Annotated in this window: 14 protein-coding genes; 2 read left to right on the forward strand and 12 right to left on the reverse strand. The window is 47.3% G+C overall.

Annotated features, from left to right (window positions below):
- Positions 1 to 6: 6 nt before the first annotated feature.
- The 9 genes from ACW44H_RS16585 to fliD all read right to left on the reverse strand — a co-directional run bounded on the left by ACW44H_RS16585 (position 7) and on the right by fliD (position 12,194).
- Positions 7 to 681, reverse strand: a complete 675-nt coding sequence (locus ACW44H_RS16585; protein WP_457505640.1) for an acetyltransferase — start codon at positions 679 to 681, stop codon at positions 7 to 9.
- On the reverse strand, positions 678 to 1,757 hold the full coding sequence (neuB, locus tag ACW44H_RS16590) for an N-acetylneuraminate synthase (protein ID WP_457505641.1): 1,080 nt from the start codon (positions 1,755 to 1,757) through the stop codon (positions 678 to 680). The genes ACW44H_RS16585 and neuB overlap by 4 nt, the downstream gene beginning before the upstream one ends.
- Positions 1,757 to 2,920 (reverse strand): UDP-N-acetylglucosamine 2-epimerase, encoded by a 1,164-nt coding sequence (gene neuC / locus ACW44H_RS16595; protein ID WP_457505642.1) that lies wholly within the window; start codon positions 2,918 to 2,920, stop codon positions 1,757 to 1,759. Before neuC ends, neuB begins: the two co-directional genes overlap by 1 nt.
- Complete coding sequence (locus tag ACW44H_RS16600; protein ID WP_457505643.1) at positions 2,913 to 4,073, reverse strand: LegC family aminotransferase; 1,161 nt, start codon at positions 4,071 to 4,073, stop codon at positions 2,913 to 2,915. Before ACW44H_RS16600 ends, neuC begins: the two co-directional genes overlap by 8 nt.
- Before the next feature lie 8 nt (positions 4,074 to 4,081).
- Entirely contained in the window at positions 4,082 to 5,077 is a 996-nt protein-coding gene (locus ACW44H_RS16605) for an NAD-dependent 4,6-dehydratase LegB (protein WP_457505644.1), read from the reverse strand.
- 11 nt (positions 5,078 to 5,088) lie between these two features.
- On the reverse strand, positions 5,089 to 6,543 hold the full coding sequence (locus tag ACW44H_RS16610; RefSeq protein ID WP_457505645.1) for an acyltransferase: 1,455 nt from the start codon (positions 6,541 to 6,543) through the stop codon (positions 5,089 to 5,091).
- A gap of 24 nt (positions 6,544 to 6,567) precedes the next feature.
- The gene (locus ACW44H_RS16615; protein ID WP_457505646.1) at positions 6,568 to 9,504 is read right to left on the reverse strand and encodes an O-linked N-acetylglucosamine transferase, SPINDLY family protein; all 2,937 of its coding nucleotides are present in this window, start codon (positions 9,502 to 9,504) and stop codon (positions 6,568 to 6,570) included.
- Positions 9,505 to 9,621: 117 nt separating this feature from the next.
- Positions 9,622 to 10,521, reverse strand: a complete 900-nt coding sequence (locus ACW44H_RS16620; protein WP_457505647.1) for a flagellin N-terminal helical domain-containing protein — start codon at positions 10,519 to 10,521, stop codon at positions 9,622 to 9,624.
- 272 nt (positions 10,522 to 10,793) lie between these two features.
- Positions 10,794 to 12,194 (reverse strand): flagellar filament capping protein FliD, encoded by a 1,401-nt coding sequence (gene fliD, locus ACW44H_RS16625; protein WP_457505648.1) that lies wholly within the window; start codon positions 12,192 to 12,194, stop codon positions 10,794 to 10,796.
- Between the two features lie 1,039 nt (positions 12,195 to 13,233).
- Between fliD and ACW44H_RS16630 the strand changes: the two genes are divergently transcribed.
- Positions 13,234 to 13,590 (forward strand): hypothetical protein, encoded by a 357-nt coding sequence (locus ACW44H_RS16630; RefSeq protein WP_457505649.1) that lies wholly within the window; start codon positions 13,234 to 13,236, stop codon positions 13,588 to 13,590.
- 365 nt (positions 13,591 to 13,955) lie between these two features.
- The gene (locus tag ACW44H_RS16635; protein ID WP_457505650.1) at positions 13,956 to 14,987 is read left to right on the forward strand and encodes a serine hydrolase domain-containing protein; all 1,032 of its coding nucleotides are present in this window, start codon (positions 13,956 to 13,958) and stop codon (positions 14,985 to 14,987) included.
- Between the two features lie 5 nt (positions 14,988 to 14,992).
- Here ACW44H_RS16635 and ACW44H_RS16640 read toward each other — a convergent pair whose 3' ends face one another.
- The 3 genes from ACW44H_RS16640 to ACW44H_RS16650 are packed head-to-tail and all read right to left on the reverse strand — an operon-like array spanning position 14,993 to position 16,619.
- Complete coding sequence (locus ACW44H_RS16640) at positions 14,993 to 15,553, reverse strand: YqhA family protein (protein WP_457505651.1); 561 nt, start codon at positions 15,551 to 15,553, stop codon at positions 14,993 to 14,995.
- A 15-nt stretch (positions 15,554 to 15,568) separates the two neighbouring features.
- On the reverse strand, positions 15,569 to 16,162 hold the full coding sequence (locus ACW44H_RS16645; protein WP_457505652.1) for an exopolysaccharide biosynthesis protein: 594 nt from the start codon (positions 16,160 to 16,162) through the stop codon (positions 15,569 to 15,571).
- The gene (locus tag ACW44H_RS16650) at positions 16,155 to 16,619 is read right to left on the reverse strand and encodes a tellurite resistance TerB family protein (protein ID WP_457505653.1); all 465 of its coding nucleotides are present in this window, start codon (positions 16,617 to 16,619) and stop codon (positions 16,155 to 16,157) included. The genes ACW44H_RS16645 and ACW44H_RS16650 overlap by 8 nt, the downstream gene beginning before the upstream one ends.
- Positions 16,620 to 16,621: the final 2 nt, after the last annotated feature.

The following is a 16,621-nucleotide window of genomic DNA, read 5'->3' on the forward strand; positions in this document are numbered from 1 at the left end:
AGCAGTTTAGGTCTCCGTTTCTTGATCTAGTTGTTGCAACGGCTGTGGCTTTCGCGGAGGCTGCCCCGTCAGCTGATGGTAAGCAGGTATATCGCGCAGTACTATTGTTCCAGCCCCCACGACAGCGCCTCTTCCAATGTGCTTACCCTGAATGAGGGTCGCATTAGGGCCAATATGAGCATTTTCTTCGACTATCACCTCACCTGATAGCACAGCACCAGGGGCAATATGCACATGCGAACCTATCCGACCGTCATGATCGACCTGAGCGGCTGTATTTATAATGGTACTATCGCCAATACATGTATCAGCTTGTATTACACAGCCGGCCATCACCTGAACACCTTGGCCTAACTTGACACCTGTTCCTAGCACCGCACTCGGATGTACCAAGGTGGCAAAGCAATAGCCTTGTTGCGAAAAAGCAAGGTGCAGCCGCTTTCGTGATTGGCTTCCTGGCAAGCTCCCCATACCATTTGCCAGCTCCACCAACTCAGGTGCGTATTGATGTATGGCGCTATCATCACCGAGCGTGGCTACACCACGCCAAACACCTGTTCCCTGTCTTGCCAAGTTCGGATCACAGACGCCTATTACCTTGCGACCACTTCCCATCAATAGATCCATTACCACCTTGGCATGCCCGCCAGCACCCAGCAGAATAACCGGTCGTTGGCTCACAACGCTTCTCCGGGCTGATAATCTCGCGCTGCCTGTTTGCCGAGATAATCCCAAAATGAATTGGCAAGCTCACCTTGTCCCGCACGTGCCGTTGTCATGTTTTCACTGCTGAAAACATCGCCTTGCTTAATTGTCGCCGCCGCCACTAGATTCTGACGCGCAGCTATACGAGTATCCCATTCGCTGGGCTGCGGAGCTTTATGCCCATCACCTAGCGCCGAAGTTATCTGGCGAATATCCGCGACCATGTGTGTTAACTCATAAGGCTCTAGTGATGCCTTATGATCTGGCCCTGGTAGTTGGCGATCCAACGTAAAATGCTTTTCGATGATCGTCGCTCCTCGGGCAACGGCCGCCACCGGAATTAACGTGCCTTGCGTATGATCGGAATAACCTACCGGCAGACGAAACACGTTCGAGAGTGTATCCATCGCCTTTAAGTTCACCTCGTGCATAGGCGTCGGGTACTGTGATGTACAGTGCAATAGACTCACATGGCCAGTAAGTACATCACGTGCCCCTAGTTTGCTCCAGCTCTGCCAAACCTCCTTCATTGAAATTGGCGGCTGATCGTGCATTAACGCATGACTGACTATCGCAAGACCTTGTTCCACCTCGGAAAGAGTTGCCATACCCGTCGACATTACCAGCTGTTTACCGGCATGGGCGAAAGCCCAAAGCAGAGGTCCGTTGGTTAATTCCCCAGAAGGTACTTTGTAAAACGGCAAATTCAGCGTACCGAGAAAAGCTAGGCTTTGGATATCAAACGCTGTGGATAAAAACTCGATACCCTGTTTGTGGGCGTGCGCCTGCAGCGCCCCGTGCCATTCAAGCGGTAACTCTAGCGATTGCAGCATCGCCAACTGACTCTCACCTGCCTCTGTGGTTTGCTGCTGATAAGCAGCCTTGGGGGCTGAGGCGGCAGCAAGACGTTTGGCATTAAAGGTTTGAAACTTGACGGCGTCTGCACCTGACTGCGCAGCCGCATCGACTAAGTCAAACGCGCGCTGACGATCACCATTATGGTTCACGCCAGCTTCAGCAATGATGAAAACCTTATGCGTACTGCTTTTCATCAACGAGAACTCCCAGCAAGATCATGAAAATGCTTAATGGTGTTGAGCGACATTGACGTTAACAAATCGACAATCTGCTCAGCTGCATTCCCCTGACCATAAGGATTTTCGACATTTTTACACACCTCTCGAAAATCGGCGCTTAAAGCTTGTCGAAATGCGGCTCTGATAGAGCTTTGCGTTGTCTCGCAGTGAACTACCGATGCTGCTGCCAAGCGTCCTGACTGTCGTTGTCCAATATTAATAGTCGGTATACCGAAGCTAGGCACCTCAATTAATCCGCTTGAAGAGTTGCCAACCACCGCGGAGGCCTCAGCCACTGCCGAAAGATAACGCTTAAATCCAAGTGATGAGATCGCCAAAACACGGTCCGGCTGATGCGCTGCATACGCCTTCAATTCTTGAATAATCGCGCGACCACCATTGTCGGCATTGGGGTAAGTCACAATAATCTGGTGTTCTGGCCACTCATCCAACGCGGCAAGCAAAGCCTTGAAACTTGACACAGGCTGTTCATCAGCCAAGGTTACTGGGTGATAAGTAACTAGGAAAAAAGGACGTTCAAGGGAAAAATTAAGGTCTTCTGCCAACTCGGCACGACTTAAACGCGGAGAGCGAGCAAGATGATCCAGGCCGAGCGCGCCGACATTAAGAACATGCAGAGGGTCTTCCCCCATCTGGATCACACGCTGCCGATAAGGCTCTGCTGCGACGGCATGAAAACTGGCCATCTTGGTGATTGCGTGACGGATGGCATCGTCATAAGCTCCTTCTGTAATCTCACCGCCGTGAAGGTGCATGATAGGAACATTCAAAATCAAAGCCGTCTGCGCTGCTGCTAAAGCCTCAAAACGATCGCCGAGAATTACCACTACATCAGGCGCCAAGCGCTCCAACGCATCGGCCAATCCAATGGTGCCAAGCCCTATGGACTTGGCAACGCCAACGCGAGTATCCGAGGAAAGCAGCATCTCTACTTTGGCATCTACGTTAAAGCCATCTTGCTGAATTAATTGCCAAGTACTACCAAATTCGGGCGATAAATGCATAGCAGCAGCTATGACCTGTAGCTCCAATTGAGCGTGGGTATCAATCTCTTTCATCAGCCAGTACAACAGACCGTATTCAGCTCGCGTACCGGTAAAGACGGCGACTTTACGCATAAGCCTTTCCCATTGGCGGGCTGAGGCTGCTAGGCAAATTCACCACACGCTCTTCAAGCCAACGCGAATTACTCAGCTCACCGGCAGGCGCATGAGCATACATCGGTAAGCTGTTCATTAACTGCCAAATGGGACGAGTCATCACAGATTGCTCGTTGGTCACGCGTAGCAGCTCATCGCGATGTTTCTGATCTTCGCAGATCACTGCGTTAAGCCAGTAATTGCTGCGGCATCCTTCAGGCTCAGTAACAAACTGAAACTCGCTCCCCCTCAGGCAAGCGTCATAGCCGGCTGCCAGTTGACGCTTCTCGGCTATAAAGACCTCGACCTGCTCTAGCTGAGCACAGCCAAGCGCTGCATTAAGATTCGGCAGCCGATAATTATAGCCAAGCTCATCGTGCACGTATTCATAAGTATGCGGACGCTTGGCGGTAGTTGTCAGATACTTGGCACGATGAGCCAGCTCTTCGCCAGCCAAAATCATACCGCCACCGCCGGTGGTCATTAGCTTATTGCCGTTGAAGCTCAGCACCCCCAAAATGCCAAAAGTACCCGTGTGTTGGCCACGATAAAAACTCCCCAGCGACTCTGCGGCATCCTCCACTAAGGCAATCCCCCAGCGCTGACAAACACTAACAATACCGGTCAAATCTACCGGATGGCCAAAGGTGTGCATTGGCACACAAGCACGAATAGCTGCATGTCCTTTGCGGTGACGACACTGCCCCTGACCATCCCTATAGGCATGCTCTTCCAACCAGCTTGCTAACGCAGACGGTGAAAGCCCAAGAGTATGGAAATCTACATCAACAAAGATAGGTGTAGCACCACAGTAGGTGATGGCGTTACAGGTAGCGACAAAGGTTAGCGGCTGTGTGATAACGTAATCGCCCGGCTCAACGCCAGCTAACTTCAATGCAACGTGCAGAGCCGCCGTGCCGTTGACCGTCGCAACAGCTTTCGGACTGCTGGTATAGGTGGCGATATCCTGCTCGAACCTGTCTACAAACGCCCCTACGCTGGACACAAAAGTAGAGTCGATAGTGTCTGCCACATAAGCTTTCTCATTGCCGCGAAAAACCGGAGCATGCAATGGAATGAACGCATCGGTGTGGTAATGGTCGCGAATGAACTGGATCAGCGTTGATAGCATAGCGGCACTCAAACGTTATAGAGACTGGCTTTATATTTCGCTAGTTGGTCGGGTTGAGAGAACCAATCGATAGTTTTCTTCAAGCCGGTACGAATATCAGTCTGCGGCATAAAGCCAGTTAACTCGCGGATCAGGGTATTATCGCCCCACAAGCGGAATACTTCTGACTTACCCGGACGCAGGCGCTGCTCATCGGTAATAAACTCAACATCACTATTCATCAGCTCGCGGATGACGCTAAGCGTATCACCCACAGAAATTTCGTAATTAGAGGCAATATTGACCGTTTTCCCAACCGCTGCGTCGCAGTTTGCCAACGCCAGAAAACCTCGGCAGGTATCTTCAACGTAATTGAAATCTCGGGTCGGCGACACATCGCCGAGCTTGATCTGCTTCATACCGTTGGCGATCTGACTGATAATCGTTGGGATTACCGCTCGAGCCGACTGCCGAGGACCATAGGTGTTAAATGGCCTAGCAACCGTCACTGGTAGGTCAAAAGTATTGTAGAAACTCATCGCCATAGCATCAGCAGCAATCTTAGAAGCGCTGTAAGGCGACTGTGGCTGAAGCGGATGTTTTTCATCAATTGGCACGTATTGCGCAGTACCGTATACCTCGCTGGTAGAAGTGTGAATCACTCTTTGTACGCCGTTATCCAGCGCCGCCTGGCAGATATTCAGTGTACCTTTGATGTTAGTATCAACATAGCTATCAGGTGCTACGTAAGAGTATGGAATAGCAATCAAGGCGGCTAAATGAAAAATCACATCAACATCTTTGGTAATATGCTTGCAATAATGCGGATCACGTACATCACCGCTAAGCACTTCGACCTGATTCAGACAATCAATATCTTCCAACCAGCCCCAGTTGTTAAAGGAATTGTATTGAGATAGGGCTATGACTCGATAGCCCTCCCGGACGAGGAGTTCAGTTAAATGTGACCCAATAAAACCATCGGCACCGGTTACCAATACTCGTTCTTGCGTACAAAAACTCATAAAACCTCACTCTAGACAGATAAAAACAATACCCCACTCGCCTCTGATAAAGACTTATCTGTAGTAGAAATATTAATTTTCTTAGAAAGAAATCTTAAAATTTCTAAATCAGCTTCAACATGGGAGTCTAATCCATAAAACTCAATTCTGTCTCTATGAGACTTTGAGGTTTTGTTCTTTACTCCACCCTTTAAATCTGGATAAAGATAACGGTCATCTGCACCAATCCCAGAAATAACATAGTTCGACGAAGCCCCAAATCTAGCAATAGCAATAATTAGAGAAAAAATACCAGCGGAAGGTCTTAATGGCAACGGCCAATCATAAACACCACTTAAAGAATCAATTGGTTTTTTTAAAAAAATAAGACTACTTTTTATTAAATTTAATTTTTTTGAATAATCCAAGTCAAAAAAAAGGTTACTGAAAAAGGGGCTGTCAGAGCCTGTAACTTCTTGCACAAGTTCTCTTCTTTCAAAAAATGATAAAACGTTATATCTAACTTCACCCTTCTCTCTATTTATAACGCCATGCTTATTCTCAAAAACTTTTGGTTCATTCCCTAAACAAAAAATTTCATCCACACCTGAATTAATTACATCTTCAAAAACTTCGGTACCAAGAGCACCCCATACAGCAATTTTTTTTACATCTTTATCAATTTCACTACCATAGTAAGACAAGCTTGCATTTGCACCAAACACAATATCTACGTCACTAAATATCTTCGAGCCAGGCTTAGATCCTAAAACAAGAACTGTACTACCATTTTTTAAGTTGAAATTTTTCAAACCACTATTATCAAAAAATTTCTTGGCTTTAAAACCAGTTAAATTAGGAAATTTAATTGCGTTAGATAAATATCTTTTAGCATTATCATATCCATATTTCGACACTATTGACTCGGTTTTTTTGACAATCCTCTCAGCATCTAAACTGACACTTTCTAAAGATTTTGAATTAGAAAAATCTATTTCTTTAATTATTTCAGCTGGCCTTCCGGCAACTATACAGTTTTCTGGTACATTTTTAGTAACCAAACTACCAGCAGCAACTACTGAGTTTTCTCCAATGACAACTCCACCTAAAACAGTAACGCCACTCCCCAGCCATACGCCTTTTCTTATTAAAATATCTCGGCCTTCGTCAGGCACTGCCTTTAAGCGCTCTAAACCTTTTTTATTATAATCATGAGTACCAGTTAAAAGCATACATCTATGACCAAAAAAACAGTCCTCTTCAATAGTAACATGGCCAGATCGAGTATTAATCAGAAGGTCATTAATGTGTATTGTAGCTCTTTCCAAGTGCACTCTTTTTTTATCTCCCCAAATTCTTGGCTGCCTTAGCTCTAAATCTGCTATATAAGGCATCAAAAGTTTAGCCAGCGCCTCAAGCTCGGGTTTCTTAGCTGTTCTAAGCAAAGATAAAAAATCACTTTCCTTAACTTTATTATTTTCTAGCAAGTTATTATTCCTCATCGTATGATCTCACTTAATACCTAGTAAAAAATCTAAATCACTAGAAATCGTATCATACCCATCGCTTACAGATGTACTGTTTTCTTGCAGTAGACTTTCCTCCCAAAAAAAGCCTCTAGAAGTTAAATACTTATTTGCATAATCAAAGCTAACTTGAGCAAGAAGCTCATATGTCAAGTCTCTAATTAAACATATACTATCAAGGCAAAATGCCAATTTTTCTTTTTCTTTATTATTTAATTTCTCCATTCGCTCTTTATTTGGCAATAAAAGCGCATCAGCACTGACCAGTTCGCTTCCTTCTTGCTCCATACATAATTTGCCATAAAAAAAACAGCTCTTATATTGCAATTTTTGTAATGTATAAAATCTAAACCCATTCCGACTAGCCCAATGCTGCAATTCAGCAATGTTTGGTTGCCGCTCATGAGTCGGCTGAAAAGTCACTTTCACTTTAATTAGAAGTGCTTCTTTTAAGTATTCTGCACCTCCTTCTAGCACCTTCATTACGTCATGTAGGTCATCAAGCACCAGCATATCTACATTAGATAGTCCTGCTATGCTATCCAAAGCTATGGTGTTTATAGGCAGTTCGGCTAGCACCTGAAGTTTTTCACGCTGATCTTCTTGCAACTGATATTCTGGTAGTGGTTTTAGCGTGCTGCTTTTTTCGGCATCTAAAGTTGCATAAAGCGTTGCGGGCTGACCGTCCCCCAAAAGCGCATGGGGGTAATGATGTAACTCACCGAACTCCTTAAGGTCTTCTACTTTCTTGCTGAGCAAACTAGCCGGGTCAAAGCTAATCACGGCCAAATGGCCACTTGCCATCCATTTAGGGTAGTCAGGATGACGCGGCAGCACAGCAGCATTATCTAAGATAATTATTGGCTCATCGAATTTCCATTCAAATGTCTTATCCTCATTCTCATCTTCTCTGCTCGAAACGTTAGGCAGTTCAACCAACTGATCTTCATCGGCAAACCACATTTCACCTTCTTTATTGAAGGTGAGTGCCTCAGGCGCTTTATCTTCGCAGTAGCGTGCCCAAATGGCACGTAAGGCATTATTAAAATGCTTAGCAAAACGCGGTGCATCACACACAGGCGAATAATGTAAAATAGTGCGCAGACCTGCGCGAATAACCGCTAGATTCGGTAAGTCACTGGCAAGTTCCATGACTCGCTGGCGGTACTCATCCCAGCTGCTAGTTACCAGCTCTGGTAAGCCAGCATTGATTAAATGGGTAGCGCTGTGGCGGCCTGCAAAGGTTGGGCCTGGTAGTGTAACAACAGGCACGCCCATTAGCATGGCTTCACAGGTGGTCAAGCCACCGGAGTAGGGCCAGGTATCTAATGCAATATCAATGCGCTGATAGGTTTCCAAGAATTCTTTGTGTTTCGCTGGACCTTCCAACAAAATACGCTCTTTTTCAATACCCTGCTTAGCCATTTCATTCCAAATACGTCGGCAGAAATCCTCGCTTTCATATTGAGCACCCCGCAAAAGTAAGCGGCTTTGTGGCAGTTGATGCATTAATATCGCCCACTCACTTAAAAGCTGAGCGCTAATTTTAGCTGCGTTATTTAAGCAACCCAAGGTGATATAGCGATTCTTAAGCGCTGGTAGTGAGGTAGTGCTCGGTGCATAACTACACGGCATATAGCAAATGTAGTCATCCGGTAGGCGAATCAATTTTTCGGTATATTGATTATCCACACCTTCCGGTGTTTCGATACTATCAGTTAACAAATAATCAATTGACTTTAGGCCCATCGTATTGACCAACCCACCGACCCACTTAACACATAGCGGTGCAGGCCGCATGGAAATCGCTTGTAAGCAGCTACCATCGCCATGGCCAGATAAGTCTACTAGAATATCTATTTGATCATTACAGATCTGCTCTGCTATCTCTTCTTGGCCTAAGTGGCGGATTTGCTTCCATTGCTTACAAGCATTACGAATTTTTTCTGTAATAGAGTCGGCAATATCATTGGTTGAGTAGGCATAAAAGTGAATATCAGGTCGGCTGCTCTCTAAAGCAGTAGCAATCATTTGCCCGACGGGATGGGTTCTAAACCCTGATGAGATTAAGCCAACGCGTAGCGGTTTTTCCTTCGCTTTTTTTATAATAGGATCAGGCAAAGCAGGTAGCGCAAAGCGACTCTCCCACTCTGTTGCGAAATCGATAATTTCTAACTGTGTGGTTGCAGGATTATAGTGCTTTGCAAAGAAAATATTTGAGTATGCCATGGCAAACTCAGGTTTTTTCTTTAATGCCTTTAGATAATAACGCTCAGCTTTTTCATATTCTCCAATATCTTTGTACAAGTTACCTAAATTATTAAAAACAGTTGGATTACCTGGATATTTTTTTTCTAACAGATGATAGTTTTCTAAAGACTCACTAAAATATTTAGTTTGATATTGCAAAGCACCGACCAATAATCGAGAACGTAGCTCGTCATATTCAAGCGCTAAGGCTTTTTGTGCATGTTCAAGTGCTTTAAAATGCTCCCCAGCACTTTGCAGCATTTCTGCTAAGCGGTACTGGGCAGCCCCATACTCCGGATTAAGGTCAACCGCTTGTATTTGATACCCAATGGCCTGCTTCTCATTACCTTGTTGATAATGCAATGCAGCTAGGCTAGTCAGTGTTAGGGCGTCCTCTGCGTTCAGCTCATAAGACTTGAGTAATGGTACTAATGCTGATGATGCATCACCGGCTTCCAAAAAAGCAGTTCCTAACGCCTTCCACGCAAAAGCACTTTCAGGGTAGCGATCTACCATCTGTTGTGCTGCCTGCTGGGCTTGAGGCAATTTTTTTGTGTTGTAGAGTTTCATGAAAGCATCTACTAACGACTGGGGTACCCCTAAGACAGCGCCATGGCGAGTGTTGTGTTGGACAGCCGCTGAGGGCTGTTTATGTACTTTTTTCTTAGCCATGGGATCTCTACTTGATGCCAATTTATAAAGGTGATTCGCTACTATACTCACTAAATCTCTATTTCAAACGACAAAAAACCCAGGCCTTGGCCCGGGTTCTTTAAGTTTAAAACGGTATTACTGAAGCAGAGAAAGAACGCTCTGCGGGGTTTGGTTCGCCTGGGCCAGCATGGAGGTACCAGCCTGCTGCAGAATATTGGCACGCGTCATGTTCGATACTTCAACTGCGTAGTCGGCATCTTCGATACGTGAACGAGCGCCCTGCAGATTGGTAGAGGTTGTAGAAATATTATCTAGGGCTGTTTCAAAACGGTTCTGCACGGCACCCAGGTTACTACGCTCTTTATCAACTGCACCAATTTTGTCATCAAGAATTTTCAGTGCATTATCTGTTTGAAGCACATCAAAACCGCTAGCGGTTACTGCGCGATCAACACCCCCTACTGCAGTAACAGTGTTTGAGCCCCCAGTAGTCACGTACATATTCCAGCCACCGCCATTAGTAGAGGTTCCTGAAGCATTGGCACCGCCGATGTCGATTGCAATCGTTTGACCATCTTTGGCACCCACTTGGATGGAGAAGCTAGTACCAGTAGCCGCAGCAGCAAAAAGATCTCGTCCGTTGAACTGAGTCTGTTCCGTTACACGATCGATTTCAGCAAGGCGCTCATTGACTTCTTCCTGAATGGAGTCAATGTCCTGGGCAGTGTTGGTATCGTTCTGTGCCTGAACCGTCAGCTCACGGATACGCTGCAAGTTGTCGTTGACTTGGTCCAACGCGCCTTCTGCAGTTTGTGCCAGTGAAATACCGTCGTTAGCGTTACGTGAAGCTTGGTTCAGGCCAGTCACGGTGCTGGTCATACGGTTGGCGATGGCTTGGCCAGCGGCGTCATCTTTTGCGCTGTTGATACGCAGGCCTGAGGAAAGACGCTCTTGTGCTTGCTGTAGCGAGCTTTGTGCGCCTTTCAGGTTGTTTTGGCCAATCAACGCTGTGATGTTTGTATTGATAACGGACATTGTGAATCTCCTACGTATAGTTACTGGCCTGGTCGGCCTGCCTGACGGCTTGCTGCCGTTATATTTATTAACGGCAGCCCTAGGATTTACTTAAATTTTTTATGCTCTTTTTGTGTAAATAAATGTATCAAAAAATCTTAGGGCTTTATGCTATCACCGCTAACGCCTCAGCCTTATGTCACAAGCTATTGAGGCAGGGTGCAATTAATAAAAAACCCCTTCCTTGGCGGGAAGGGGCTAACAAATGAAAGACAATCTTTTTGAACTACCTGTTATTTACGGCTGCTCATTTGCGAATTGATCATATCGAGCTGCTGGGTGAGATAACCACTAGTGGCGTTCATTTGCGCCATCATTGAGTCTAACTGCGTGAACTGCTTCCGGTAGCGCTCAATCGTGCGCTCAATAGAGGTTTCGGTACGTTCAAAACGGCTATCCAGGGCCACCACGCTTGCTTCTGCACTGCGATTAGCACTGCCCAAAGCACCGTTTTCGCCCAGTAATTTCTCCAATGTTTTGCTTACCTGGCCCCCCATACCTGTCTCATCGCTACTACCAGCAAAAAAAGCTGCCAAACCGTCTTGATTGCTCGCCACGGTATCGCTCATCTTTTGGGAATCCAGCGTGAGCTTACCTTCTTTATTGAGCTCAATGCCTATGTCTGATAAGCGAGTAATATCGCCGCCGGGTACATTACCTACCAATGCAGAACGCATTTGAGACTCAACTGAGCGCACCGCACGGTCGCCTATCAAATCACCAGCCGCTTCGCCGCCGCCATTAAATGCGGTTAGCTCTCCAATAAGATCTTTAAGGGCGTTGTAGCCTTTTACAAAACCTTCAACCGACTCGCGTACTGCAAGCGTATTGCGTGCTACCACTACTGTATTGGGACTGCCCGCTTCAGTTACCTTTTCAAGATTAAGCGTGACGCCCTCAATAGCACCTTCTACTTTGTTCGTGGCACTGGTGATGTCAATACCATTCACTTTCAATTGAGCATCACGGCCTTCGTAGGCAGTCGTACCTTCTAGTGTCACTCCCCCCGTAAGTCCTGAAAAAGCCATCTGGTTAATAGAAGCCTCTTTACCACTCGCAGAGGAGTTGAGTGCTAAGCGATAGCCTGTGCCATCGTTAACGATGGAAGCGCTAACTTTAGGGCCGTCTCCAAAGTCGAAGCCATTGATTTGGTCGCGAATAGATTCTAGAGAACTGCTTTCAGTCAGGGAAATATCCTGAGTAATAGGATTTCCATCAGCATCGTTACCGAAGGTCAGAGCAAGACTCGCGTTAGCGCCTGTCAGCGGCTTGGTTAGAGCATCATCCCCCTGAATGCTGTTGGTCGCCAAGCTTCCCGCCCGTGCCAGCTGAGTAACCTCAACATCGTAACGCCCAGCCGTTGCTTCACTGCTCGCCGTTGCCTTAACGGCGCTACCGCCTAGAATCTCAGTCGAAAGGCTTTGGTAAAGCTTCGGGTCATTGAGCTTGTTGACGGAGGTCTGGAATTGCTCTATTGCGATTTTGATCTGACCATAACCAGAAATTTTAGCGTTCTGGTTTTCTTTTTGCTGCGTAATCGGCACTAGTTTCTGGTTTTCAGCCGTTCGCAACTCTTTCAGCAGGCCTGTCAAATCAAGCCCTGACCCAACGCCAAGTGAAGAAATCGATGCCATCAGTACAGTCCTCTCAGACACAAAATATAAATTCTATAAATATTATCGGCCAAAAATGAAGTAACTTTAGCCCTTGTTCGTCAATTTGGTAATACTTGCAAGTCAGTGAGTTAGCAACTAGCTTATAAAATAAGCTGATACTTATATGACTTCCCTCAAATCTCGTCACTATCGGCGCTGCTGGTGAAAATACTGGCTAGCCGCAAGCATTTGCTCCTCTAGGATACCTAACTGCGACAACTGCCAATGAGAATGTTGCTGAACAGAGCCATCACTTGAGGCAGCTAGTGCTGGGATTGTCACTGTCGTTTTTTTCATTGGCTCTCTCTCTTTTTTAGAGGGCAGTCTACCTAGTATAAGCAGGCTGTCACTCTCTTCCGAGGCATCCAAAGAAAGTGTGCTTTTAGCATTCAGTTTGCTCCATGTGTCTAGTAACGCCACAGACACCTCCGCACCTCAAATAAGGCTTTATGTACCATGGGCATATCGACTATTCCCTATAAATATAACCAGCACAAATTTAATTTACTACTAACGTATACCTTCAACTTTTGCCACGCCACCATAGGAATAACTAATTACAATAGTAGAATGGTTCTTTTAATTTCTTTTTACAGATATCGAGGCAATTTAAATATCAAAGGTTTATTTGATTACAGCAATACTCACCTTTTCACTTCTCTTGTTAGCTATTATTCATTACAGAAAACAAGCCAAAACTCAAGTATTATTAGGGGAGTTAAAACGTAGTCATTAAACCACAAGTTACAATTAACAACCTTTCTTAACGCGCCAATTACTTCTTTGCCTCAGTCGCTATAGTGAAGCACCCTTATGGTTACATAATACGCGAGTGGCGCTTAGGCATTATTTAATAGTTAGCGGCACTGATCGTTATGCTGCCAGTTGTATCCTTCAGTTTTGTGAATGCTTCATGTTCTCTGCGAACAATACGAGCATAGACCTTGGTCTAATCTAGACATTAGTTTATAATGCGCTGCAACAAGCTCACCTTGGGCTAACCGCAGGAGAACATACGATGCCTCCCGAACTAACGTCTCCAGAAACGGCTACACAACGCCCTACCCAATCGCCTTTGGGGTTGTCGACCGCCGCGAATGTTCAACGCAGCCTTCGCCAATGTTTGTCGGTTGCCGCTGAATTGCTGTACGACCACGGCCATGTATTAGAAACCATTACCTTGCCTCAGCGTGGCTTAGCCCGCCGCGAACTTTTAGCGCTTAGCGCGGCAGCGCCTACCTGGGCCACCTGCCAACAGGTAATGGAAGCCAGTGAAGCGGCCACCTTAAATGAGCATGGCCGCTTTGTATTGACCCGCCTTGGTCGTGAAATGATGTTTGATATGTTTGGCCAAGGGGCCGCTGATTGCGCTTAGGCGTATCCATGCGGCGTTAAATCTGCGCATAAAAAAACCGCCCGTAGGTGCTGCCTACGGGCGGTTTTTGTTTGGGCTTAACGCAGACCGAGCAGCGAAAGGATGAAGAGAACTACCACGATAAGACCAATGATATAAATAATGTTACGCATTATGGCGCTCCTTGCTTATTGCGTTTCGGGGAAAATCAAATAGTTGCTTGCCCTTAAGTTACCCCCATAGCCTAGCAGGCTTTTTCTTCTTTTGCGTAGTCTAGGTATATTTCCTTACTCGAAAGTGACATCTCTCGTCATATCCGAAGCGTTTGAGGAACCTCCCCTTCATCGACACCTCAAACCTTTGCCACTGTTACCGAGGGTGCTGCAATGCACGCTACTGTTTTAATTGTTTCGTTTGCTGCTATGTCGTTGTTCTCTACCTCTATTGCAGCCGCAAATGAACCGTCAGCGAATGCACTGCAGGCACTCGACCAACAGGCCCAGGCGCTAAACCGCATCCACAGCGTGGTGGTGGCCTATGACGGCGACATTATCCACGAGCATCATCAGGGCGGACCGGGTGTTGCCTCGCCTGCCAATATCAAGTCGCTGTCTAAAACCGTGTTGGCCGCGATTACTGGCGCGGCGATTGAAGCGGGTGTTATCGAATCTGTTGAGCAGCCCATGGTCGAGTTGTTTGGCGAACACCTGCCTAGCGGTATTGATCCAAAAGTCAGCGAGATCACCGTGGCGCATCTGCTCGCCCAGCAAGCAGGGTTGGAGCGTACATCCGGCAGTAATTATGGCGCTTGGGTGGCTAGCGACAACTGGGTTAACGATGCCATTACCCGCCCTTTTGTCGATGAACCCGGCGGAGAAATGCTCTACTCCACCGGCACCAGCCATCTGCTTTCTGCCGCCCTCACCCACGCTAGCGGCGAAACGACCCATGCGCTTGCTCAGCGTTTACTGGGTGATCCGCTCAATATTTCTATTCGCCCCTGGTTACGTGATCCGCAAGGCATCTATTTTGGCGGCAATGATATGCAGCTTTCGCCGCGGGCTTTAATAGAAGTGGGCGAGCTGTATCGCAATGATGGCATCGTGTTTGATGAAACAGGTAATGGCGAGCGCGTTCTGCCGGAAGGTTGGGTAGAGGCATCGTGGCAGCCACGCGGCACGTCTCGCTGGACCGGTGACGGTTACGGCTTCGGTTGGTTTATCACTCAGTTGGCGGGTGAAGATGTTTACTACGGCCGCGGCTACGGTGGTCAAGCGCTGTATGTTATTCCTGAGCGGAAGATGACGGTAGTGATCACCTCGGACCCCAGCCCACCCTCACCGGGCGGGCAGTTCCAGCATCAGTTGAACAGATTAGTAGTGGGGCTTTTATCACCAAGTGAGAACTCTGCGCTCTAGGCCGCTTACTCGCCTTTGTGGCCTAGGCTCATTAAATAGATAGCTGCCGCCAACGCTAACACTGAGAGCGCTAAATAGATGGCGTCGAGCGGCGTGGCAAAGCGGATATCCACCACGGCGCGGAAAAACTCAATAATCACCGCCAGAATGACCACACGGGCAATTTTATCTTTTAGTTGATCAAGCGATGCGACGTTAAAAGGGTGCCGCGGATAGCGCACTTCCGCTTGATCAATACGGGAGACAAATAGCCGGTAAACGCCTAAACCAAATATCAGCAAGACGATGGCAATCAGATAAATATCAACGGCAATAATGATATCGGGCACCAAGGTGTCATGGATATCTTGAGTGCCGCCCAACAGGTAGTAGCCCAGCACATCGGCCACCACTTTTAAAATATCCACGGTGCCGACGATAAATAGTATTAATGAGCCCAACAGGCTGGGTATCACCGCAAGCATGACCAAAAAGCGTGAATTCCATAGCGCTGTCTCTATGCGCCGCTCCCAATGCCCCTGTTCTTCCGGCGGTTTAGGTGGCGTGGGTGGTGAAGCGTCTGACATTACTCAGTTCCTTGTTTAAAGCAGATTCATCGCGATAAAAACGCAGGTGGCGCCGAATAGCGTAAACCCTAGCAGCAACGCGATACCATCGCGGGCCACCAACCCCAGCCCGAGCAGCGTCAGCGCCAGCCCAGCGCCGTTGGCCGAAAAAGGAATAAACTCCATCGGTGGCATCGCCAGAGCGATCAATAAACAGACCACGGCCGTCACGCGGATACCGATATATCCCGTCAGCCACGGCAAGCGAACCCGCAAAAGTCCGTCAATCCAGCGGGCGGGCTTTTTCATGTAATGAATGCCCTTATCAAATTTTTGCCTCGAAAGGGAACGCTTCAGCAGCCAACGGGGCAACCAAAACGCTTCACTGCCCGCCAGTAATTGTACTGATACAAGCAGCACCAGCGCAGCCATTAGCGTCGGCATACCAGGTATATCGCCGATAATAGGGGTAAGCGTAATCAGCCCGGCGACCAGCAATAGCGGCCCAAACGAGCGCCGCCCCACGGCATTAACGACATCATCAACGCTGATTCGAGGAGCGTCCTGCTCCATGTTCTCGATTGAGTCAATTAAGTCCATTAAATCCGATTCTTCGTTGCGGTTATGCATCGTGGTTATTGCGCTCCTCAATTTGCAGTTTGGTGCGGATAAAATCGCTATGGCTAACATGGAGCAAATCCGCTAAGCGGCGAATACGGTGTTCTTCTAGCGGGTCAACATTGCCGTCGGCCCAGGCCAGTTGCCACATTTGTGCGACCAGCTCACAGCGCTGGTCGTAGTTGTAATGCTCTTTGATAAGGCTAACGAACTGATAATGATCGACGGCGTCATCCACTTCCGCCTGAGCAAGCGTCATCAGTTCTTCTACATCGCTTGCGCTTAGCCGATAGCGCTCAATTAGCATGCTGCGAAGTGCGTCAAGCTCTTCATCGGTGGTGTCGTAGTCAGCGCGGACGATTTCACACAGCAGGGCGGCAGTCGCCAACTCCAATGTGAGCGTTTGGTTTTCGCGCTGTTCGGGTTGCGCCAGGGTGCGCTGGAAAAAATCACTAATGGCGTTCAGCATCG

The organism is Vreelandella sulfidaeris Esulfide1, from assembly GCF_054072535.1.

Coding starts and splice junctions, on each gene's coding strand:
- neuB (WP_457505641.1), bottom strand. CDS start 1,757: ATGAAAAGCAGTACGCATAAGGTTTTCATCATTGCTGAAGCTGGCGTG.
- neuC (WP_457505642.1), bottom strand. CDS start 2,920: ATGCGTAAAGTCGCCGTCTTTACCGGTACGCGAGCTGAATACGGTCTG.
- ACW44H_RS16600 (WP_457505643.1), bottom strand. CDS start 4,073: ATGCTATCAACGCTGATCCAGTTCATTCGCGACCATTACCACACCGAT.
- ACW44H_RS16605 (WP_457505644.1), bottom strand. CDS start 5,077: ATGAGTTTTTGTACGCAAGAACGAGTATTGGTAACCGGTGCCGATGGT.
- ACW44H_RS16615 (WP_457505646.1), bottom strand. CDS start 9,504: ATGGCTAAGAAAAAAGTACATAAACAGCCCTCAGCGGCTGTCCAACAC.
- ACW44H_RS16620 (WP_457505647.1), bottom strand. CDS start 10,521: ATGTCCGTTATCAATACAAACATCACAGCGTTGATTGGCCAAAACAAC.
- fliD (WP_457505648.1), bottom strand. CDS start 12,194: ATGGCATCGATTTCTTCACTTGGCGTTGGGTCAGGGCTTGATTTGACA.
- ACW44H_RS16630 (WP_457505649.1), top strand. CDS start 13,234: ATGCCTCCCGAACTAACGTCTCCAGAAACGGCTACACAACGCCCTACC.
- ACW44H_RS16635 (WP_457505650.1), top strand. CDS start 13,956: ATGCACGCTACTGTTTTAATTGTTTCGTTTGCTGCTATGTCGTTGTTC.
- ACW44H_RS16640 (WP_457505651.1), bottom strand. CDS start 15,553: ATGTCAGACGCTTCACCACCCACGCCACCTAAACCGCCGGAAGAACAG.
- ACW44H_RS16645 (WP_457505652.1), bottom strand. CDS start 16,162: ATGCATAACCGCAACGAAGAATCGGATTTAATGGACTTAATTGACTCA.
- ACW44H_RS16650 (WP_457505653.1), bottom strand. CDS start 16,619: ATGCTGAACGCCATTAGTGATTTTTTCCAGCGCACCCTGGCGCAACCC.